Source organism: Streptomyces sp. NPDC017246, from assembly GCF_044331325.1.
Lineage (GTDB): Bacteria > Actinomycetota > Actinomycetes > Streptomycetales > Streptomycetaceae > Streptomyces.
Genome location: NZ_JBIRMW010000014.1, coordinates 23,452 through 42,018, shown reverse-complemented (window position 1 = coordinate 42,018; position 18,567 = coordinate 23,452). Strand labels below are relative to the sequence as shown.

The 18,567-nt window shown below is 75.6% G+C and carries 12 protein-coding genes; 9 read left to right on the top strand and 3 right to left on the bottom strand.

Annotated elements, in window-relative coordinates; all coding sequences use genetic code 11:
• Positions 1 to 44 precede the first annotated feature (44 nt).
• From ACH4MY_RS28195 to ACH4MY_RS28180, 4 genes are read left to right on the top strand one after another with little or no spacing between them, the layout of a single operon-like run.
• Complete coding sequence (locus ACH4MY_RS28195; RefSeq protein WP_398006557.1) at positions 45 to 1,166, top strand: glycosyltransferase family 4 protein; 1,122 nt, start codon at positions 45 to 47, stop codon at positions 1,164 to 1,166.
• Entirely contained in the window at positions 1,163 to 2,389 is a 1,227-nt protein-coding gene (locus ACH4MY_RS28190; RefSeq protein WP_398006556.1) for a glycosyltransferase, read from the top strand. The genes ACH4MY_RS28195 and ACH4MY_RS28190 overlap by 4 nt, the downstream gene beginning before the upstream one ends.
• Positions 2,386 to 3,450, top strand: a complete 1,065-nt coding sequence (locus ACH4MY_RS28185; RefSeq protein ID WP_398006555.1) for an SGNH/GDSL hydrolase family protein — start codon at positions 2,386 to 2,388, stop codon at positions 3,448 to 3,450. The genes ACH4MY_RS28190 and ACH4MY_RS28185 overlap by 4 nt, the downstream gene beginning before the upstream one ends.
• A complete protein-coding gene (locus ACH4MY_RS28180) occupies positions 3,447 to 7,103 on the top strand; it encodes a hydantoinase B/oxoprolinase family protein (protein ID WP_398006554.1) in 3,657 nt (1,218 codons plus the stop codon). Before ACH4MY_RS28185 ends, ACH4MY_RS28180 begins: the two co-directional genes overlap by 4 nt.
• 96 nt (positions 7,104 to 7,199) lie before the next feature.
• Here the strand turns inward: ACH4MY_RS28180 and ACH4MY_RS28175 are convergent, their stop codons facing one another.
• The 3 genes from ACH4MY_RS28175 to ACH4MY_RS28165 are packed head-to-tail and all read right to left on the bottom strand — an operon-like array spanning position 7,200 to position 9,525.
• A complete protein-coding gene (locus ACH4MY_RS28175) occupies positions 7,200 to 8,069 on the bottom strand; it encodes a biotin-dependent carboxyltransferase family protein (RefSeq protein WP_398006553.1) in 870 nt (289 codons plus the stop codon).
• Positions 8,066 to 8,701: a 5-oxoprolinase subunit PxpB gene (pxpB, locus tag ACH4MY_RS28170; RefSeq protein ID WP_398006703.1), complete on the bottom strand. Its 636-nt coding sequence runs from the start codon at positions 8,699 to 8,701 to the stop codon at positions 8,066 to 8,068. The genes ACH4MY_RS28175 and pxpB overlap by 4 nt, the downstream gene beginning before the upstream one ends.
• Before the next feature lie 11 nt (positions 8,702 to 8,712).
• On the bottom strand, positions 8,713 to 9,525 hold the full coding sequence (locus ACH4MY_RS28165; protein WP_398006552.1) for a LamB/YcsF family protein: 813 nt from the start codon (positions 9,523 to 9,525) through the stop codon (positions 8,713 to 8,715).
• Between the two features lie 208 nt (positions 9,526 to 9,733).
• On the opposite strand from ACH4MY_RS28165, the gene ACH4MY_RS28160 reads away from it, so the two are divergent.
• Genes ACH4MY_RS28160 through ACH4MY_RS28140 form a run of 5 tightly spaced genes read left to right on the top strand, consistent with a single transcriptional unit; the run spans position 9,734 to position 18,564 of the window.
• Positions 9,734 to 10,444 (top strand): GntR family transcriptional regulator, encoded by a 711-nt coding sequence (locus tag ACH4MY_RS28160; RefSeq protein WP_398006551.1) that lies wholly within the window; start codon positions 9,734 to 9,736, stop codon positions 10,442 to 10,444.
• A gap of 57 nt (positions 10,445 to 10,501) precedes the next feature.
• A complete protein-coding gene (locus tag ACH4MY_RS28155; RefSeq protein ID WP_398006550.1) occupies positions 10,502 to 12,046 on the top strand; it encodes a hypothetical protein in 1,545 nt (514 codons plus the stop codon).
• Positions 12,043 to 12,912 carry a hypothetical protein gene (locus ACH4MY_RS28150; RefSeq protein WP_398006549.1) on the top strand — a complete coding sequence of 290 codons (870 nt, stop codon included), beginning with the start codon at positions 12,043 to 12,045 and terminating at the stop codon, positions 12,910 to 12,912. The genes ACH4MY_RS28155 and ACH4MY_RS28150 overlap by 4 nt, the downstream gene beginning before the upstream one ends.
• The gene (locus ACH4MY_RS28145) at positions 12,909 to 13,829 is read left to right on the top strand and encodes a hypothetical protein (protein ID WP_398006548.1); all 921 of its coding nucleotides are present in this window, start codon (positions 12,909 to 12,911) and stop codon (positions 13,827 to 13,829) included. Before ACH4MY_RS28150 ends, ACH4MY_RS28145 begins: the two co-directional genes overlap by 4 nt.
• Before the next feature lie 52 nt (positions 13,830 to 13,881).
• Positions 13,882 to 18,564 carry a hypothetical protein gene (locus ACH4MY_RS28140; RefSeq protein ID WP_398006547.1) on the top strand — a complete coding sequence of 1,561 codons (4,683 nt, stop codon included), beginning with the start codon at positions 13,882 to 13,884 and terminating at the stop codon, positions 18,562 to 18,564.
• The last annotated feature ends 3 nt before the right edge of the window (positions 18,565 to 18,567 follow it).

The following is an 18,567-nucleotide window of genomic DNA, read 5'->3' as shown; positions in this document are numbered from 1 at the left end:
ATCGACGTTGGCGGGGACACGCCGAGCGCGACGAGAACACCCGTATGCGTGTCGTCATCGTCACCGAATCCTTCCCTCCCGACGTCAACGGTGTGGCGCACTGCGCCCTGCAGACCGCGCGCCACCTCGTCCGGCGGGGCCACACCCCGCTCGTCATCGCCCCCGCCGTCGCCGACCCGGCCGCGGACGACGACGCCCCCTGCGCCGTCGTCCGGGTGCCCTCCCTCCCGCTGCCCGGCTATCCGCAGGTACGGGTCGCCCTGCCCAGCCGCCGCGTCGCCGCGGCCATCGCCGCCCACCGCGCCGACCTCGTCCACCTCGCCGGACCCTTCGTGCTCGGGGTACGCGGGATGACGGCCGCCGCACGGCTCGGCATCCCCGCCGTCGCCGTCTACCAGACCGACCTCGCCGGCTACGCCCGCACCTACGTGGGAACCGGCGAGGGCGCCGCCTGGCGTCGCCTCCGGGCCGTCCACGGAGCCGCCGACCGCACCCTCGCCCCGTCCTCCGCCGCCGTCCGCGACCTGGAGGCGCACGGCATCAGCCGCATCCGGCTCTGGGGCCGCGGGGTGGACACCGTCCGCTTCCGACCCGGACTCCGTGACGACGCGCTGCGCGCGGAACTCGCCCCCGAGGGGGAGCTCCTCGTCGGCTACGTGGGCCGTCTCGCCCCCGAGAAGCGCGTGGACCTCCTCTCCGGAGCGGGGAGACTCCCCGGCGTACGGGTGGTGGTCGTCGGGGACGGGCCGAGCGGGCCCGCACTGCGCACCGCGCTGCCGGACACCCTGTTCCTGGGCCGTCGCACCGGCGCGGACCTGGCACGGATCTTCGCCTCCCTGGACGTGTTCGCCCACACCGGACCGTTCGAGACCTTCTGCCAGACCGTGCAGGAGGCCATGGCCAGCGGCGTCCCGGTGATCGCGCCGGCCGCCGGTGGGCCGCTGGACCTGGTCGACCACGGGCGTACCGGGCTTCTCGTACCCCCGGAGGACCCGGACGCGCTGCGCGAGGCCGTCGCCGGGCTCGGCGCCGCGCCGGAGCTGCGCACGGCGTTCGGCCTCGCGGGGCGGGCCGCCGTCGAGGGCCGTACCTGGGAGGCGCTGGGCGACGAGCTGATCGGCCACTACCTGGAGGTCCTGCGCGAGCGGACGGCGGTGGCGGCATGAGCGCCGGGCGTGTTGACCGGGTTCACAGCGATAGCGGGACCGAAGCTGTTCACGGGCGTGAAGGGGAGGGGCTGCGGATCGTGCGGCTCGCCAACTTCGTGACCCCCACATCGGGCGGCCTCCGCACCGCCCTCGACCAGCTCGGCCGCGGTTACCGGGCGGCCGGCCACGAACCGGTCCTCGTCGTCCCCGGCGACGTGGCGAGCGACGTCCGCACCGAGCAGGGCCGGGTCGTCACCCTCCCCGGCCCCGTGCTGCCCGGCACCGGCGGCTACCGGGTCCTCGCCGACCGGCGCCGGGTGCGCCGCCTCCTCGACGCACTCGCCCCGGACCGGATAGAGGTCTCGGACCGGACGACCCTGCGGTGGACGGGGGAGTGGGCGCGGCGCGCCCGCGTGCCCTCCGTGATGGTCTCCCACGAGACCGCGGACGGCGTGCTGCGCACCTGGGGCGTGCCGCCCGCGGTCGCGGCCCGCGCGGCCGACCGGCTCAACCGCCGTACGGCGTGGGCGTTCGCGCGGATCGTCTGCACGACGGAGTGGGCGGAGCGCGAGTTCGTACGGATCGGGGCCCGCAACGTCGTACGGGCTCCGCTCGGCGTGGACCTGGACCGCTGCCGCCCCGGGCGTCGCAGCACCGTGCTGCGGGCCCGGCACACGGACGGGGAGCGGGTGCTGCTCCTGCTCTGCTCGCGGCTCTCCGTCGAGAAGCGGCCGGGCACCGCCCTGGACGCCCTCGCCGAGCTGCGGGACTCCGGGATCGCGGCGGCGCTCGTGGTCGCCGGTGACGGGCCGCTGAAGGGCGCCCTGGAGCGCCGGGCGCGGCGGCGGCGGCTCCCCGTGCGTTTCCTCGGGCACGTCGCCGACCGGGAGGCCCTGGCGGACCTCCAGGCGGCGGCCGACGTGTGCCTGGCCCCGGGGCCGGCGGAAACCTTCGGTCTCTCCGCCCTGGAGGCCCTCGCCTGCGGGACGCCGGTCGTCGTCAGCGCCTCCTCCGCCCTCCCGGAGGTCGTCGGCACGGCGGGGGCCTCCGCCGTCGACACCCCGGGCGCCTTCGCCTCGGCCGTACGCGGACTCCTCGCGGCCCCCGAGACCGCCCGCCGCAGGGCCGCACGCGCGCGTGCGGAGGTCTTCACCTGGGAGCGCTCCGTCACCGCCTTCCTCCGGGCCCACGACGCCGTCACGAGCCCCGCGGCACGCCGAGCCGAGGAGGTACGCCGATGACGCGGGACCAGGCGTCCGCGTCGGCTGTGGTCTCCGAGCCGGTCGTGGTCCCCGCACCGGTCGCGCCCTCCGCGTCGGCTGTGGTCTCCGAGCCGGTCGTGGTCCCCGTCCCCGCCGCGGTCCCTGGCCAGGGCACGACCTTCGTCCCCGCCCCCGTCCCTCCGACCCGACACGGTGCCGGTTCCGGTCGGGGCACCGGGACCGGGACCGGGATGGGTCCCACCGGCACCGTCCGCTTCGTCGTGCTCGGCGACTCGCTCAGCGAAGGCGTCGGGGACCGGGTGGAAGGGGCCTGGCGGGGGTGGGCGCCGCTGCTCGCCGAGGGGCTCGCGGCGGAGGGGCGGCGGACGGCCCTCCTGAACCTCGCCGTCAGCGGCGCCCTCAGCGGCGACGTCGCGAACCGGCAGGCCCCCCGCGCCCTCGCCTTCCGGCCGCACCTCGCCTCCGTCGTCGTCGGGGTCAACGACACCCTGCGCCGCACCTTCGACATCGGGCTCCTCGCCCACCACCTGGACCGGGTCCTCGCCGACCTCGACGCGGCCGGAGCCATACTCCTGACCGCCTGTCTGCCCGATCCCGGCCGGATGCTCGGTCTGCCGCCCCCGCTGGCGCGTCCGCTCGCCCGCCGCCAGCGGTCCGTCAACGCCGTCGTGCACGCCCTCTCCGTCCGGTACCGGGCCGTCCATCTGCACCTCGCCGGCGACACCTGGACCGAGGACCGCACCCTGTGGAGCGCCGACCGGCTGCACCCGGGCGAGCGAGGGCACCGGGCCGTGGCCGAGGGCTTCCACCGGCTCCTCGCCGACCGGGGACTCGCCCATGGAGCCGCACCCGAGCGGGAGCCCCTCCAGCCGCCGCCGACCCGCGCCGAGGCGGTGCTCTGGCTCGCCACCGCGGGCACCCGCTGGCTGCTGCGCCGCAGCCACGACCTGCTCCCGCAGCTTCTGCTGCTCGCCGGCGCGGAGCTGCGCCACTGGGCCGACGGCACCGGTCCCGCCCCGCTCGACGCGCGCGCGGACGACGCCCTCGCCGCCGCGCTCGCGGCCACAATGGGGAGATGAACGGGAGCTGGGAGTTCTGGATCGACCGGGGCGGCACCTTCACCGACATCGTGGGCAGGCGTCCCGACGGCCGGCTCGTCACCCGCAAGGTGCTCTCCCACGATCCCGCCCGGCGTCAGGACGCCGCCGTCGCCGGAATCCGTCTCCTCCTCGGCCTCGGGCCCGACGAACCCGTCCCCGCGGACCGGATCGCCGTGGTCAAGATGGGCACCACCGTCGCCACCAACGCCCTCCTGGAACGGCGCGGCGAACCGACCGTCCTCCTCGTCACCGAGGGCTTCCGCGACGCCCTCCGCATCGCCTATCAGAACCGGCCCCGGCTCTTCGACCGTCACATCGTGCTTCCCGAGGCGGTGTACGCGCGCGTGATCGAGGTCCCGGAACGCGTCGACGCCCACGGGCACGTCGTCCGGCCCCTGGACGAACCCGCCGTCGCCGAGGCGCTCGCCGACGCCCACCGCGAGGGCTTCCGCGCCGCCGCCGTCGTCCTCCTGCACGGGTACCGTCACCCCGCCCACGAGGCCCGGATCGCCGAGATCGCGCGCGCCACGGGATTCACCCAGGTCAGCTCCTCGCACGAGGTCAGTCCGCTGATCAAACTGATCCCGCGCGGGGACACCACCGTCGTCGACGCCTACCTCTCGCCGATCCTGCGCCGGTACGTCGACGAGGTGGCCCACGAACTCGCCGGAATCCGCCTGATGTTCATGCAGTCCAACGGCGGACTGCGCGAGGCCGCCCATTTCCGGGGCAAGGACGCCGTGCTCTCCGGACCGGCCGGCGGCGTCGTCGGCATGGCCCGCACCTCGGCCCGGGCGGGACACGACCGGGTCATCGGCTTCGACATGGGCGGCACCTCCACCGATGTGTCGCACTACGCCGGAGCCTTCGAGCGCGAACTCGGCACACAGGTCGCCGGGGTACGGATGCGGGCACCGATGATGAGCATCCACACCGTCGCGGCGGGAGGCGGGTCCGTCCTCCACTTCGACGGACGTCGCTACCGGGTGGGCCCCGACTCGGCGGGCGCCGTCCCCGGCCCCGCCTGCTACCGCCGTGGCGGACCGCTCACGGTCACCGACGCCAACGTCATGCTGGGCCGTGTCCAGCCCGCCCACTTCCCGGCCGTGTTCGGCGAGAAGGGCGACCTGCCCCTCGACGCCGACGTCGTGCGGGAACGGTTCACCGCCCTCGCCGAGGAGGTCGGCGGCGGCCGCACGCCCGAGGAGGTGGCCGCGGGCTTCCTGGAGATCGCCGTCCTCGACATGGCCAACGCCGTCAAGAAGATCTCCGTCCAGCGCGGCCACGACATCACCCGGTACGCCCTCACCAGCTTCGGCGGCGCCGGCGGTCAGCACGCCTGCGCCGTCGCCGACGCCCTGGGCGTCGACACCGTCCTCGTACCCCCGCTGGCGGGCGTCCTCTCCGCGTACGGCATCGGGCTCGCCGACGCCACCGCCATGCGGGAGCGGTCCGTCGAGGCCGAACTCGACGCGTCCGGCACCCTCGCGCGCGTGGAGGCGCTCTGCGCCGAACTCGCCGAGCGGACGCGCGCGGAGCTGCGCGCCGACGGCCTGCCGGACACGGCGATCACGACGCACGCGCGCGTGCTCCTGCGCTACGCGGGCACCGACGCGAGCCTCCAGATCGACCTCGCCCCCACCGAGGAACTGAGAACCGCGTTCACGGCCGTGCACCGCGCGCGGTACGCCTTCACCATGGACCGTCCGCTCGTCGTCGAGGCCGTCTCCGTGGAAGCCGTGGGCAGGGCAGGGCCGCACGGCCCCGTGCACGCCGGTCCCGCCGTCGGCCGGGACGAACGGGAAGGCCCGCCCGCCCCCCGCGCCACCGTCCGGATGCACAGCGCGGGCACGCCCCACGACGCCCCCCTCCACCGGCGCGAGGACCTGCGGCCGGGCGACACCGTGGACGGGCCCGCGATCATCGCCGAGGCCGACGCCACGACCGTCGTCGACAGCGGCTGGCGGGCCACCGCGACCGACACCGGACACCTCCTCCTGCACCGGGTCGGCCCCCGCCCCGCGCGCGTGGCCGCCGGCACGGAGGTGGACCCCGTCCTGCTGGAGGTCTTCAACAGCCTCTTCATGGCCATCGCCGAGCAGATGGGCGTCCGCCTGGAGAACACCGCACAGTCCGTCAACATCAAGGAACGCCTCGACTTCTCCTGCGCCCTCTTCGACGCCGAGGGCAACCTCATCGCCAACGCCCCCCACATCCCCGTCCACCTCGGCTCCATGGGCGAATCCATCAAAGAGGTCCTGCGGCGGCGCGGCGACGACCTGCGCCCCGGCGACGTGTACGCGATCAACGACCCGTACCACGGCGGCACCCACCTCCCCGACATCACCGTCGTGACCCCGGTGTTCGACGACTTCGCGGGCCCCCGGCGCCCGGCCCGCCCCGACGATTCCGCCGCCTCCGGCGCCCCCCTCCGCTTCCTGGTCGCCTCACGCGGCCATCACGCCGAGATCGGCGGGATCACCCCCGGTTCCATGCCGGCCTTCAGCCGGACCGTCGACGAGGAGGGCGTCCTCTTCGACAACTGGCTGCTCGTACGCGACGGGCGGCTGCGCGAGGCCGAGACGCGGGCCCTGCTCACCGGCGCCCGCCACCCCTCCCGCGACCCGGACACCAACCTCGCCGACCTGCGCGCCCAGATCGCCGCCAACGAGAAGGGCATCGAGGAACTGCGCCGCACCGTGGACGAGTTCGGACTCGACGTCGTCCGGGCCTATATGCGGCACGTCCGGGCCAACGCCGAGGAGTCCGTACGCCGCATCGTCGCGCGCCTGGACGACGGCGCCTACCGCTACGAGACCGACGGCGGCGCGGTCATCCGGGTCGCCGTCCGCGTCGACCGCGAAAGCCGGTCCGCCGTCCTCGACTTCACCGGCACCTCCCCGCAGCTGCCCGGCAACGCCAACGCGCCCACGGCCGTCGTCATGGCCGCCGTCCTGTACGTCTTCCGCACCCTCGTCGACGAGGACATCCCGCTCAACAGCGGCTGCCTGGAACCCCTGGAGATCCGCGTGCCGCCCGGCTCCATGCTCGCGCCCGAACCGCCGGCCGCCACCGTCGCGGGGAACGTCGAGACCTCCCAGGCCGTCACGGGCGCGCTCTACGCGGCCCTCGGCGTCCAGGCCGAGGGCTCCGGCACGATGAACAACCTCACCTTCGGCAACGCGCGCGTGCAGTACTACGAGACGGTCGCCAGCGGCTCCGGCGCGGGGGACGGCTTCGACGGCGCCGACGCCGTCCAGACCCACATGACCAACTCCCGGCTCACCGACCCCGAGGTCCTCGAATGGCGCCACCCGGTGCGGATCGACGCCTTCGCGGTACGGGAGGACGGCGGCGGGCGCGGCCGCTGGCGGGGCGGGCGCGGGGTGGAGCGCCGCATCCGGTTCCTGGAGCCGATGACGATCGCCCTCCTCACCGGACACCGCAGGGTCCCCCCGTACGGCATGGCGGGAGGCGAGCCGGGTGCGCTCGGCGAGAACCTGGTGGAACGCGCCGACGGCACCGTCGAGCACCTCGGCGGCGCCGCCACCACGGAGGTGGGCCCCGACGACGTGCTGGTCCTGCGCACCCCAGGGGGCGGCGGTTACGGCCCGCCGCCCGACGAGGACTGAGTGCCGGCACCGCACCGGCGCACCGGGACGTCCGCACCGAGCCGACGCACCGAGGCGGCGCACCGGGGGACATCCGCAGCGCCGGGCCGTGCCACCTCAGCGCACCGGCGTGAACCGCACCGGTGTCCCCGGCACGGCCTGCGCCGCCGCCCCCAGATCGGTCTCCCGGACCACTCCGACCACCGGGTAGCCCCCCGTCGTCGGATGGTCGGCGAGGAACACCACGGGACGGCCGTCGGGCGGCACCTGGACCGCGCCCAGAACCATGCCCTCGCTCGCCAGCTCTCCCGGCAGGGCCCGTTCGAGGGCGGGCCCTTCGAGGCGGAGTCCGATGCGGTTGCTCGCCGGGGACACCCGGTACGCGCGCGTGGCGAGGGTGCGCAGCGCCGCGGCGGTGAACCAGTCGTCGCGCGGCCCGAGCCGGACCCGCAGGACGAGTTCACCGGGCGGGCCGGGCCACGGAGGAGCGTCGACCGCTCCCCGTACGGCCGCGCCCGAGTCCGGCCCCAGCGGCAGGACCGTCTCGTCCGCCAGTGGCGGGGGCCCCAGTCCGGACAGCAGATCGGTGGAGCGGCTGCCCAGCACCGGTTCGACGTCGATCCCGCCGCCGAACGCCACGTACGCGCGCAGCCCGCGTACGGCCGCGCCGATCTCCAGGACGGACCCGGCCGGCACGCGGACCGCGGTACCCCAGGCGGCCGGGCCGCCGTCCACCCGGATCGGGCAGGGCGCTCCGCCCACCGCGACGGTGACCGCGCAACGGGGCCGCAGGGCGCAGCCGTCGACGGTGGTCTCCAGGACGGCCGCCGTCTCCGGGTTGCCGACGAGACGGTTGACGAGCCGTACGGCGGCCGGGTCGAGGGCGCCCGAGCGGGGCACGCCGAGATGGGCGTAACCGGTACGCCCCAGGTCCTGCACGGTGGTCAGCGCCCCGGCCCGGACGACGGCGACGGCTCGGTCGCTCATCGCCCGCCCTCCGCCGTGGACCCTTCGGGCGTGAACCGGACCCGGGCGCCGGGGGAGAGGAGCGCGGCCGGCTCCCGACCGGTGTCCCAGAGCACCGCGTCCGTGGTGCCGATCAACTGCCAGCCACCGGGGGAGGAACGCGGGTACACACCCGTGTACGGCCCCGCCAGCGCGACGGAACCCGCCGGGACGGCCGTACGGGGTGTGGCCCGCCGCGGCACCGTGTACCGCTCGCCGAGCCCCGTCAGATAGCCGAAGCCCGGGGCGAACCCGCAGAACGCGACCCGGAACTCGGTCTCCGTATGGATCCGCACCGCCGCCTCGACGGACACCCCCCACAGCGCGGCGACCTCCGCGAGATCGGGCCCGTCGTAGCGGACGGGTATCTCGATCGCCCCGCCCTCGCGCGCGGGGAGCGGCTCCACCGCCCAGCCGGTCAGCTCGGCCGCGAGCCGGTCCGGATCCGCCACGCCGTCCAGCAGCACCGTCCGCGCCGCCGGCACGATCTCCCGCACGGCGGGCAGCGCACCGGCCGCCCTCCGCCGCAGCAGCTCGGCGTGGAAGGCCTCCGTCTCCTCGCCCCCGGCAAGCTCCACCAGGAGCGCCCGCTCACCCACGCGCAACGCGCGCACGGCGGCGGGGCTCACGCGAACGCCTCCACCCGCACCCCGGAGGTCTCCAGGCGCTCCCGGACCTTCCGGGCGAGGTCCACCGCGCCCGGGGTGTCGCCGTGCAGGCACAGCGACCGGGGTCGTACGGCCACGGAACTCCCGCAGTGCGCGGTGACCACCCCGAACCGGGCCATGGCCACCGACCGTTCCACCACCGCGGCCGGGTCGCTGACGACCGCGCCCGCCTGCCCGCGCGGCACCAGGGAGCCGTCCGCCCGGTAGGACCGGTCGCCGAAGGCCTCGGGGACGACCGGAAGTCCGGCCGCCGTGGCCGCCTCGTGCAGCTGCGACCCGGGCAGCCCCAGGACCGGCAGGGCGCGGTCGGCGAGCAGGACGCCCTCGACCACGGCCGCCGCCTGTTCCTCGTCCCGGACGACCCGGTTGTAGAGCGCCCCGTGCGGCTTCACGTAGGCCACGCGCGCGCCGGCCGCGCGTGCGAAGACCTCCAGAGCGCCGATCTGGTACGCCACCTCGGCGGCCAGTTCGGCCGCCGGGACGTCCATCGAGCGCCGCCCGAAACCGGCCAGGTCGCGGTACGAGACCTGGGCCCCGATCCGTACCCCGCGCTCGGCCGCGAGCTCGCACACGCGCCGCATGGTGGCCGCGTCCCCGGCGTGGAAGCCGCAGGCCACGTTGGCGCTCGTCACGACGGACAGGAGCTGCTCGTCGTCGGTGAGCATCCAGCGGCCGAAGCCCTCGCCGAGGTCGGCGTTCAGGTCGATGGAGGACTCGCCCGAAGCCTTTCGCGAGGCGTCGGCCGGCTTCTGGTCCGGGGGCGTGGGCATCTGCACCTCGCGGGAGGGAGGAGGAGCGTGCCGGGGCGGCACGGGGACCGTACGATGCCGTCAACCTAGAGGATCGTTGAACGATCCGACAAGATGGTTGTCACCCGGCGCGGGTCGGCTCGTGCGTCGACCCGGCCGCGGACGACGGACCAGAGCGACGAACGAGAACGACGGACCAGAACGACGGACGACGGAGAGAGGGAACGCCGTGGCGACGAGCGAAGCCGGGGACCTGACCCACGACCGCGCGCTCCTCGGGCGCACCAGCACCGCGGAGCGGGTCGCGGACATCCTGCGCACCCGGATCGCGGAGGGCTACTTCCCGCCCGGCACCCGGCTCTCCGAGGACGGCATCGGCGGCGCGCTCGGTGTGTCCCGCAACACACTGCGCGAGGCCTTCAGGCTCCTCACCCACGAGCGGCTCCTGGTCCACGAGCTCAACCGGGGCGTCTTCGTCCGCGTCCTCGCCGTCGGTGACGTGGACGACATCTACCGCACCCGGCGACTCGTCGAATGCGCCGTCGTACGCGCCCTCGGGCAGCCGCCGTACGCCCTCGACGCCCTCGCCGGAGCCGTGACCGAAGGCGAGAGGGCCGCCGGGGCGGGCGACTGGCAGGCCGTCTCCACGGCCAACATCCACTTCCACCGCGAGCTCGTCGGCCTCGCCGGCAGCGCCCGCACCGACGAACTGATGCGCGGTGTCCTCGCGGAACTCCGACTCGCCTTCCACGTGGTCGGCGACCCCCGCGTCCTGCACGAGCCGTACCTGGCACGGAACCGGGAGATCCTGGACGCCCTGCGTGCCGGAGAGCGGACCGGGGCCGAGGACCTCCTGGCCCGCTACCTCGACGACTCCCGCACGGGTGTCACGGCCGCCTACGCACGGGCCGTCGGGACCCCGTCGGGCCCGGCGGCCTGACCTCCCCGATCTGCGCCGTTTCGACCGTTGTCAGTTCGAGGACCTAATCTGTGCACCGTGACTTCGCCTGCCTCGACGGACCTCGTTCCGCCCCAGCTCAGCGCGGGGCCGCGGCCCGCGCAGGGTCCGGCCGCCGACGAAGGGCTCGCGCGGCGCCTCCGCGCGCTCGCGTGCACCGCCCCACTCCACGATCTCGACGCGCGCAAGGCCAACCTGGCGGGCGAGTACACGATCTACGCGATGGCCGAGGTGGCCCTCGCCGCGATCGACCTCATCACGCTCAACATGGACTTCGACACCGGCGCCGACCACGAGCAGATCGTCGCCCGTCTGCTGCCCCGCGTCGCCGCCCAGGCGCCCACCCGCCCCGCCGCCGAGCACGAGCGCGTGGCCCGCTGGGTCCTGGAGAACCTGATCAACGTCGGCAGCGTCGACCGCGGCTTCCGCGCCGTCTACGGCACCTTCGGCGCCGACGGCGTGTACATCCGCAGGGACTACGACTTCAAGCTCATCGAGGAGGTCCCGGGGTACGGCGGCGGTGTGTACCTCCGCACCACCGACGAAGCCGTGAACGTCCTCGTCGGAGCCCTCGACACGGACGTCACCAGCGCCCAGATCGCCGCCGAGGTGAAGCTGGAGGTCCTCATCAACCGGGGCCGCCTCGCCGACGCCCAGCTCGCCGCCGAGCAGGCCCGGTACCGGACCGTGCAGTACGCCGAGACGCTCCGCAAGACCCTGGAGGCCACCCGGCGCAACGTCCGCGCCGTGGACTGGCTCAACGCGGTCCCGGACATGATCGCCGAGGCGCTCGACCACGTCGCCGACCGCTACCGCCACGAGAACGCGATTCTCACGAACATCCGCAAGGCCCGCGACGAGGCCGAGTCCACGTCCGACGCCAAGACGGCCGAGCACAAGCGGCGTGCCGCCGAGCTCGTCGACATAGTGAAGGACTGCATCCGGCGCCACACCCAGCTCCAGTCCCGTCTCCTGGACGCCGGGCCGCTCTTCCGGGCCGAGCAGGACCGCCAGGCCTTCGCCGCCCCCACCGCGTACACGGGGCTCGACCTGTACGGGCAGCTGGTCGCCCCGACCCTGACACTCCCCGTCGAACAGGCCGCCGGGGTCACCGACGCCTTCTTCGCCCGCGGCACCGGACTGCGCACCCCCGCCTCGGTACGCCTCGGCGACCTCGTCGACCTGCTGCTCACCCCGCCCGTGGAGCGCGAGCACCTCGGCGCGGAGATGCCCGAACCCGACCTCATCGCCACCCCAGACGACTCCCGCTTCAGCGAGGCGCAGCTCGCGAGCGCCCTGCGCCTGCTCGACCTGGAGCACGACGCCCCGCGCCGTCTCTCCGGTCTGCTCGCCGAGGCCCGTGAGCTCGACGGCGACCTGCCGTACCTCGTCGCCCTGCTGGCCGTCCACGCGGCGAGCCCCCCGGTCGGCACCGCCTACCGCCAGGGCGAGGAGCGCCTTCTCTTCGCCGTCGACGACGGCACTCCGCTCGACGACCCCGAGTTCGGCGGCGCCGACCTCATCGTCGGTACGGCGCTGCTCGACGCGGCGGGCATGGCAGCCGACCGCTCGGAGGCCTCGTGACCCTGGTGCCACCCGCCCCGGCGACCGTCCCCGCGGACGTCGCCGTGCCGCCCGCCCGACCGGGCGCGCCGGGACCGAACCCCATGACCGCCGACCGTACGGATCCGGCGGACACCGGCGTACGCGACACCTCCACGCCCGTGCCCGCCCCGGCGACGGAACCGGACCGTACGGCCCCGCACCCGGAGCTCGACCCGTCGCACCCGGAGCGGGCAGCCGCCGAGCCGGATGCGCGGGTCACACTTCCGGACCCGCAGTACCCGCATCCGAACCCGCAGGACCCGCACCCCGAACCGGAGTACGCGCACCCCGAGCCGCCTCAGGACCCACCTCCCGAGCCGCCGCAGGACGCCTACCCCGAGTCGGCCCCTGAGCGGAATCCCGATCCGGCCGCCGATCCGGCCCCTGAGCGGGATCCCGATCCGGCCTCCGAGCCCGAGTCGCCGTACGCGGAACCCGATCCCGCCCCCGCCGCCCACCGGACCCGCACCACTCCCGGCCCCCGCGTACGCCCCGTCCGCGTCGACCCGCCGGCCGGCGCGTCGCGCGGTGACGGCGCGGACCGCCCCGCGCGGGCGCCCGGTACCCCGCCCCGGTTCGGGGTCGTGGCCGTGCCCGAGCCGTCCCGTACGGCCTCGTCCCGGCGCGGCGGTGTTCCCTCGGTGCGCGCCGTGCGCCTCACCGACGTACCGGCCACGCGCGCGGACCGACCCGTGGACCGCCCGACGGACCGCCCCGCCGACCGCGCCGCCCGCCCGGCCGTCACCCCGGCGGCCGTCACCCCGGTCCCGCTGCCCGTCCCCCGACCCGCCACCCCCGTCGTCCCGACATCGACCGAGAGCCGTACCGAGGAGCCCCAGCCGTGAGCGAAACCCACGCCGAGTACGCCGACGCGTGGGGCGAGCAGGAGCCCCCGCAGCCCCCGGTCGCCTCCACCGGCGGCGCCTCGCCCGTCACCCCCGCCGACGCCTCCGACGCGGCCCGGCTCGTCTCCTTCGGGCTCCAGCCCAAGCTGCTCCCGGCCCGCGACGCCGAGTACGGGGAGCTGCTCCGCCGCTACCGCGAGGACCCCGCCTTCGCGCGCCTCGCCGACGCCGTCGCGACCGGCCTCGGTCTCGTCGTCCTGGAGGTCTCCCCGCGCGCGGGGATGGCCGTCACCGCCGGTGAGGACTCCGTCTTCGCCGTCCGCATGGGTGACTACGCCCGCCGCGCCTCCACGGACTCCGCCGACCGCTTCCTGCACGGCCTGGCCCACCTCGCCGTCGCCGCCATGGCCTTCCCCCGTCCCGAGGACCTCGCGGACGACGCGTACATCGGCCGTCTCACGGTCAACGGCGTCGACGCGTTCGTACGCCAGGCGTGTCTGCGTCTGGAGCAGCGGGCCGAGGAACTGGGCGAGAACACCGACCCGGCGTCCGACGCCCCCGGTCTGGAGGCCGCCTGGCGGATCTACGCCCGCCGCAGCGCCACCGGCGCCACGAAGGACGCCCGCCGCCTGGCCGGATCCACCACCGGCATCGTCGGCAAGGCGGCCGCGTTCCTGACCGACTCCGGCTTCCTCCAGCGCACCGGCGACGAGGGCGGCGGCTCCTACCGCACCACGGCCCGCTACCAGCTCCAGGTCCGTGACATGGCCGGTTCCGCCGCCATGGCCGAGCTCCTGGAACTGGGCGTCGTCCCCGTCAGCGACGGCTCCGCGACCCTCCTACCGCCGCCCGAGGGCGACGACCTGGAGCTCGCCGCCGACGCGGGCCTGCCCTTCCACGCGTCACCGTCCGCGTAACCGCCCCGCGTAACCGTTCTTCCCGAGCACGAGAGCACGAGAGTCCCTCGCCATGTACGAGCTGTCCCGGGTCCGCCTGTACTCCATCGGTCCCGCCGGTGCGCGCTACGCCGACACCGTCCTGGACCTGCGCGGGGTCGGCGCGCCCGTGCCCCACCCCGCCCCCACCCAGGCGGAGTTCTTCCAGGAGGAGCCGGTCGGACCGCCGCGCCGGCCCGCCCCCGCGGGTGTGCTCTTCCTGGAGAACGGCGGCGGCAAGTCCGTCCTCCTCAAGCTGATCTTCTCGGTCATGCTCCCCGGTCACCGCAACACCCTGGGCGGCGCGAGCTCCGGCGTCCTGCGCAAGTTCCTCCTCGCCGACGACTGCGGGCACGTCGCCCTGGAGTGGCAGCACACCCTCACCGGCGAGCTCGTCGTCGTCGGCAAGGCCAGCGAGTGGCGCGGCCGGCAGGTCTCCTCCGACCCGCGGAAGTTCGCCGAGGCCTGGTACTCCTTCCGTCCCGGCCCGGGGCTCAGCCTGGACAACCTCCCCGTCGCCGAGGCGACCTCCGTCCGTCCGCCCGTCGAGGGCGCCTCCGGAGCGACCGGCCGCCGCCGCACCATGAAGGGCTTCCGCGACGCGATCACGGACGCCGGCAAGGCGTACCCGCACCTGGAGGTCTACTGGGAGGAGATCCACGACCGCTGGAACGAGCACCTCGGCGAACTGGGTCTCGACCCCGAACTCTTCCGCTACCAGCGTGAGATGAACGCCGACGAGGGCGAGGCCGCCGGCCTCTTCGCCGTCAAGAAGGACTCGGACTTCACGGACCTGCTGCTGCGGGCCGTCACCGACACCCGGGACACCGACGGCCTCGCCGACCTCGTCGGCGGCTTCGGCAACAAGCTCGGCCGCCGCGCCGAACTGACCGCCGAACGCGAGTTCACGGCCGGCTCCGTGGACCTCCTCAACCGGATCGTCGAGGCCGCCGGGACCCGCTCCCACGCGCGCGAGATCCACACGGCGGCCGAGCGCCGCACCCGCACCCTGGCGCGCCGGCTCTCCGCCCGCGCCGCCGTGGAGCGCGCCCGCGGGACCGAACTCGCCCAGCAGGTCACCTCCGCGGGCCACGCCGTCGCCGAGGCCGAGACCGCGCGCGGGCGCGCCGCCCTCATCGCCGCCGAACTCGCCTACCGGCACGCCTCCCTGGCGCTGACCGCGGCCGAGAAGGGCGCGGCCTCCCAGCGCCGCGAGCTCACCGACGCCCGCACCATGCACTCCGCCTGGCAGGCGGCCGAGGTCGTCCTGCGCCACCGCGCCGCAGGCGACCGTTCCGCGCGCGTGGCCGCCGCCATCCGCGAGGCCGAGCGCGACGCCGCCCCGGCCCTCGCCGCCCGCGCCGAGGCCGCCGCCGACCTCGTACGGGCCCTCGCCGCCGCCGCCGAGGAGGGCGAGCGCCACGCGGCCGAGGAGGAGGAGCGCTCCACCGCCCTCCAGGACGCCGGCGAGACCGCCCACCGCGACGCCACGGCCGCCGCGACCGAGGCCCAGCGCGCCCGCAGCGAGGCCGGCCACCTGCGCCAGCGCCTCGCCGAGGTCGAGCAGGAGACCGCCGAGGCGGTACGGGCCGGCTGGCTCGACGACTCCGCGCCCGACGCCGACCCGGCCCGCGCCGCGCTCGCCGCGAGCGACGCCGAGAAGACGACGGTCGCCGCCTGGGACACGGCCCGCGAAGCCGCCCGTACGACCATGGAACGCGCGCGTGAGGCCGCCGGGGCGGAGTCCCGCGCCGAACTCGCCGCAGCCCGCGCCTCGGACGCCGCCGAGGCCGCCGGAAACGCCTACGACGCGGAGCGCCGCGCCGCCGAGGTCCTGGCCGCGGAGGAGCGCCTCGCCGAACTCCTGAGCCTCCCGGCCACCGGCTCGCACCTCCCGGCCCCCGGCTCGCCCCTCCCGGGGCAGCGCGCCGCCACCCCCGACGCCCAGGAGGCGCCCGGGGTGGACGCGGGCACCGCGCCCCAGGGCCCGCTCACCGTCACCGAGTTCGACCGGTACGCCGACGAGCTGCGCGGCATGCTCGACCAGGCCGTCACCTCCGCCGAGCGCCAGCTCTTCGAGCTGCGCACCGCCGCGGCCGACGACTCCCGCATCCTCGGCGCCCTCGGCGACGGCGGCCTGCTGCCGCCGGGTCCCGATGTCCTCGCCACCGTCGAGTACCTCGGCGAGCACGGCATCCCCGCCCTCCCCGGCTGGCGGTACCTGGCCCAGGCCGTGGACCCGGCCGACCACGCCCGCGTCCTCGCCGCGCGCCCCGAGCTCGTCGACGGTGTCGTGATCACCGACCCGGTCTCGTACGGACGCGCCCGCGAGGTCCTCGGCACCGCCGCCCTGCTGCCGCGTTCCGCCGTGGCCGTCGGCACCGCCGCCGCTCTGCTCGCCCCCGTACCGGCGCAGGACACGTCGGAGGACACCGGGGTCTTCCTCGTCCCGCCGAACCCGGCCATGCACGACGAGCACGCCGCCGACGAGGAGCGGCACGCCCTGCGCGCCCGCGCCACCGCACGCGACGAGGAGATCCGCACCCTCGCCGCCCGCCTCGCCGGCGACCGCTCCCTCGCGGCCCGGATCGGCTCCTGGCGTGCCGACTGCCCGCCCGGGATGCTCGCCGAGCTCGCGGCCGTCGCCACGACCGCCCGCGAGACCGCCGAGGCCGCGTCCGCGACCCTCGACGAGGCCCGTTCGGTACGCGCGGAGGCCGACGAGGCCGCCGCCGAGGCGACGCAGGTGCGGGACGAGCGTCAGGAGGCCGCCCAGCGCGCCCGCCGGGTCGCCGACGCCCTCGCGGGCCTGGCGTTCCGGCTGCGCGAGCGGTCCGCCTGGCAGGCGAAGCTGCGTGAACTCGCCGACGACGCCGCCGAGGCCGAGGCCCGCGCCCAGACCTGTCTGGAACGCGCGCGTGCCGCCGACGAGGACCGCCGGGCGACCCAGCGTTCCGCCGACGACGCCCACCGCACCGCCCGCGCCCTGCGGGCCGAGCGCGCCGAGATCGCCGGCGCCCCCGACACCCTCCCCGACGACGCGCCCGCGCCCCGGGCCGCGCTCCCCACCCTGCGGGAGGCCTACCGGGCCGCTTCCCAGCTGTACGAGAAGGTCGGCGTCGGCGCCGATCTGCGGGCCGAGCAGGCCCGCGCCGAGGGCGACGAGTCCGCCGCCCTCGCCGAACTCGACCGCCTCACCAACAAGGTCCGCACCCGCGCCGAGCAGCTCCTGGAGTCCACCGACGGCGCCGACGGCCCGTCCCGCCAGGCGGCGGCCGCCCGCGCCGAGTCGCTCGTGCAGATGCTGGAGACCCGCGCCTCGGAGGCGAGCGAGAAGCTCGGCCGACTGCGCGGCGAGTCCGAGCGCCTCGCCCCCGAGGACGGCGGGGCGCACACCGAGCTGCCCGAGGAGCTGGTGCCCGCCGACTCCGAGCGCGCCCAGGTCCTGCTCCGTACCGCCACCGTCGAACTGGCCACCCGTACCGACGCCCTGGAGGCGGCCCGCGCAGCCCACACCGGCCTGCTCCGGGACCACCGGGCCGCCGAGGACGCGGCGGGCGGCTTCGACGAGACCGCCGCCCTGCTGCGGGACCTGCTGCGCGACCACACGGACGAGGAGCGCGAGGAGTCCGAGCCGTACCCCGGCACGCTGGAGGAGGCCCGGACGACGGCCGCCGAGGCGCGCCGCTCGCTGCGCGGCTGCACCGCCGAGCTGTCCGCGGCCGACGCGGCCGTGCGCGAGGCGAGCGACATCCTCGTACGGCACGCCAACTCCACCCGCTACGAGCAGGTCCGCACCCCGGCCCGCCAGCAGATCCGCGAACTCCCGGCGTCCGCGCTGCCCGAGCACGCCGCCAAGTGGGCCGAGGCCTTCGCGCCGCGGCTGCGGGTCCTCACCGACGAGCTGGAGCAGCTGGAACGCAACCGCGACTCGATCGTGGACCGGCTCCGTGGCCTCGTGGAGTCCTCGCTCACGACGCTGCGGTCCGCGCAGCGGCTCTCCAGGCTCCCCGAGGGGCTCGGCGAGTGGTCGGGGCAGGAGTTCCTCCGGATCCGCTTCGAGGAGCCGGACCAGGCCACCCTCGCGGAGCGGCTCGGGGAGGTCGTCGACGAGGCGACCCGCGCGGCCGTCAAGAAGAACTCCGATCTGCGCCGCGACGGTATGTCCCTGCTGCTCCGGGGCGTGCAGGCGGCCCTCGAACCCAAGGGCGTCTCCGTCGAGATCCTCAAGCCGGACGCGGTGCTGCGCGCCGAGCGGGTGCCTGTCGGGCAGATGGGCGACGTCTTCTCCGGTGGTCAGCTGCTCACCGCGGCGATCGCGCTGTACTGCACGATGGCGGCGCTCCGCTCCAACGACCGGGGCCGTGACAAGCACCGGCACGCGGGCACGTTGTTCCTGGACAACCCGATCGGCCGCGCCAACGCCACGTACCTCCTGGAGCTCCAGCGGGCCGTGTCGGACGCGCTGGGTGTCCAGCTGCTGTACACGACGGGTCTGTTCGACACGACCGCGCTCGCCGAGTTCCCGCTGGTGATCCGGCTGCGCAACGACGCCGATCTGCGGGCAGGGCTCAAGTACATCAGCGTGGAGGAGCACCTGCGTCCGGGACTGCCGCAGTCCGGCGGGGAGGGCGAGACGATCCACGGCGAGATCACGGCGACGAGGATGTTCCGGCGCCACGCGTCCGACGAGCCGGCCCGGGCGGGGTCCCTCTAGCGC

Coding starts and splice junctions, on each gene's coding strand:
- ACH4MY_RS28195 (WP_398006557.1), top strand. CDS start 45: ATGCGTGTCGTCATCGTCACCGAATCCTTCCCTCCCGACGTCAACGGT.
- ACH4MY_RS28190 (WP_398006556.1), top strand. CDS start 1,163: ATGAGCGCCGGGCGTGTTGACCGGGTTCACAGCGATAGCGGGACCGAA.
- ACH4MY_RS28185 (WP_398006555.1), top strand. CDS start 2,386: ATGACGCGGGACCAGGCGTCCGCGTCGGCTGTGGTCTCCGAGCCGGTC.
- ACH4MY_RS28180 (WP_398006554.1), top strand. CDS start 3,447: ATGAACGGGAGCTGGGAGTTCTGGATCGACCGGGGCGGCACCTTCACC.
- ACH4MY_RS28175 (WP_398006553.1), bottom strand. CDS start 8,069: ATGAGCGACCGAGCCGTCGCCGTCGTCCGGGCCGGGGCGCTGACCACC.
- ACH4MY_RS28165 (WP_398006552.1), bottom strand. CDS start 9,525: ATGCCCACGCCCCCGGACCAGAAGCCGGCCGACGCCTCGCGAAAGGCT.
- ACH4MY_RS28140 (WP_398006547.1), top strand. CDS start 13,882: ATGTACGAGCTGTCCCGGGTCCGCCTGTACTCCATCGGTCCCGCCGGT.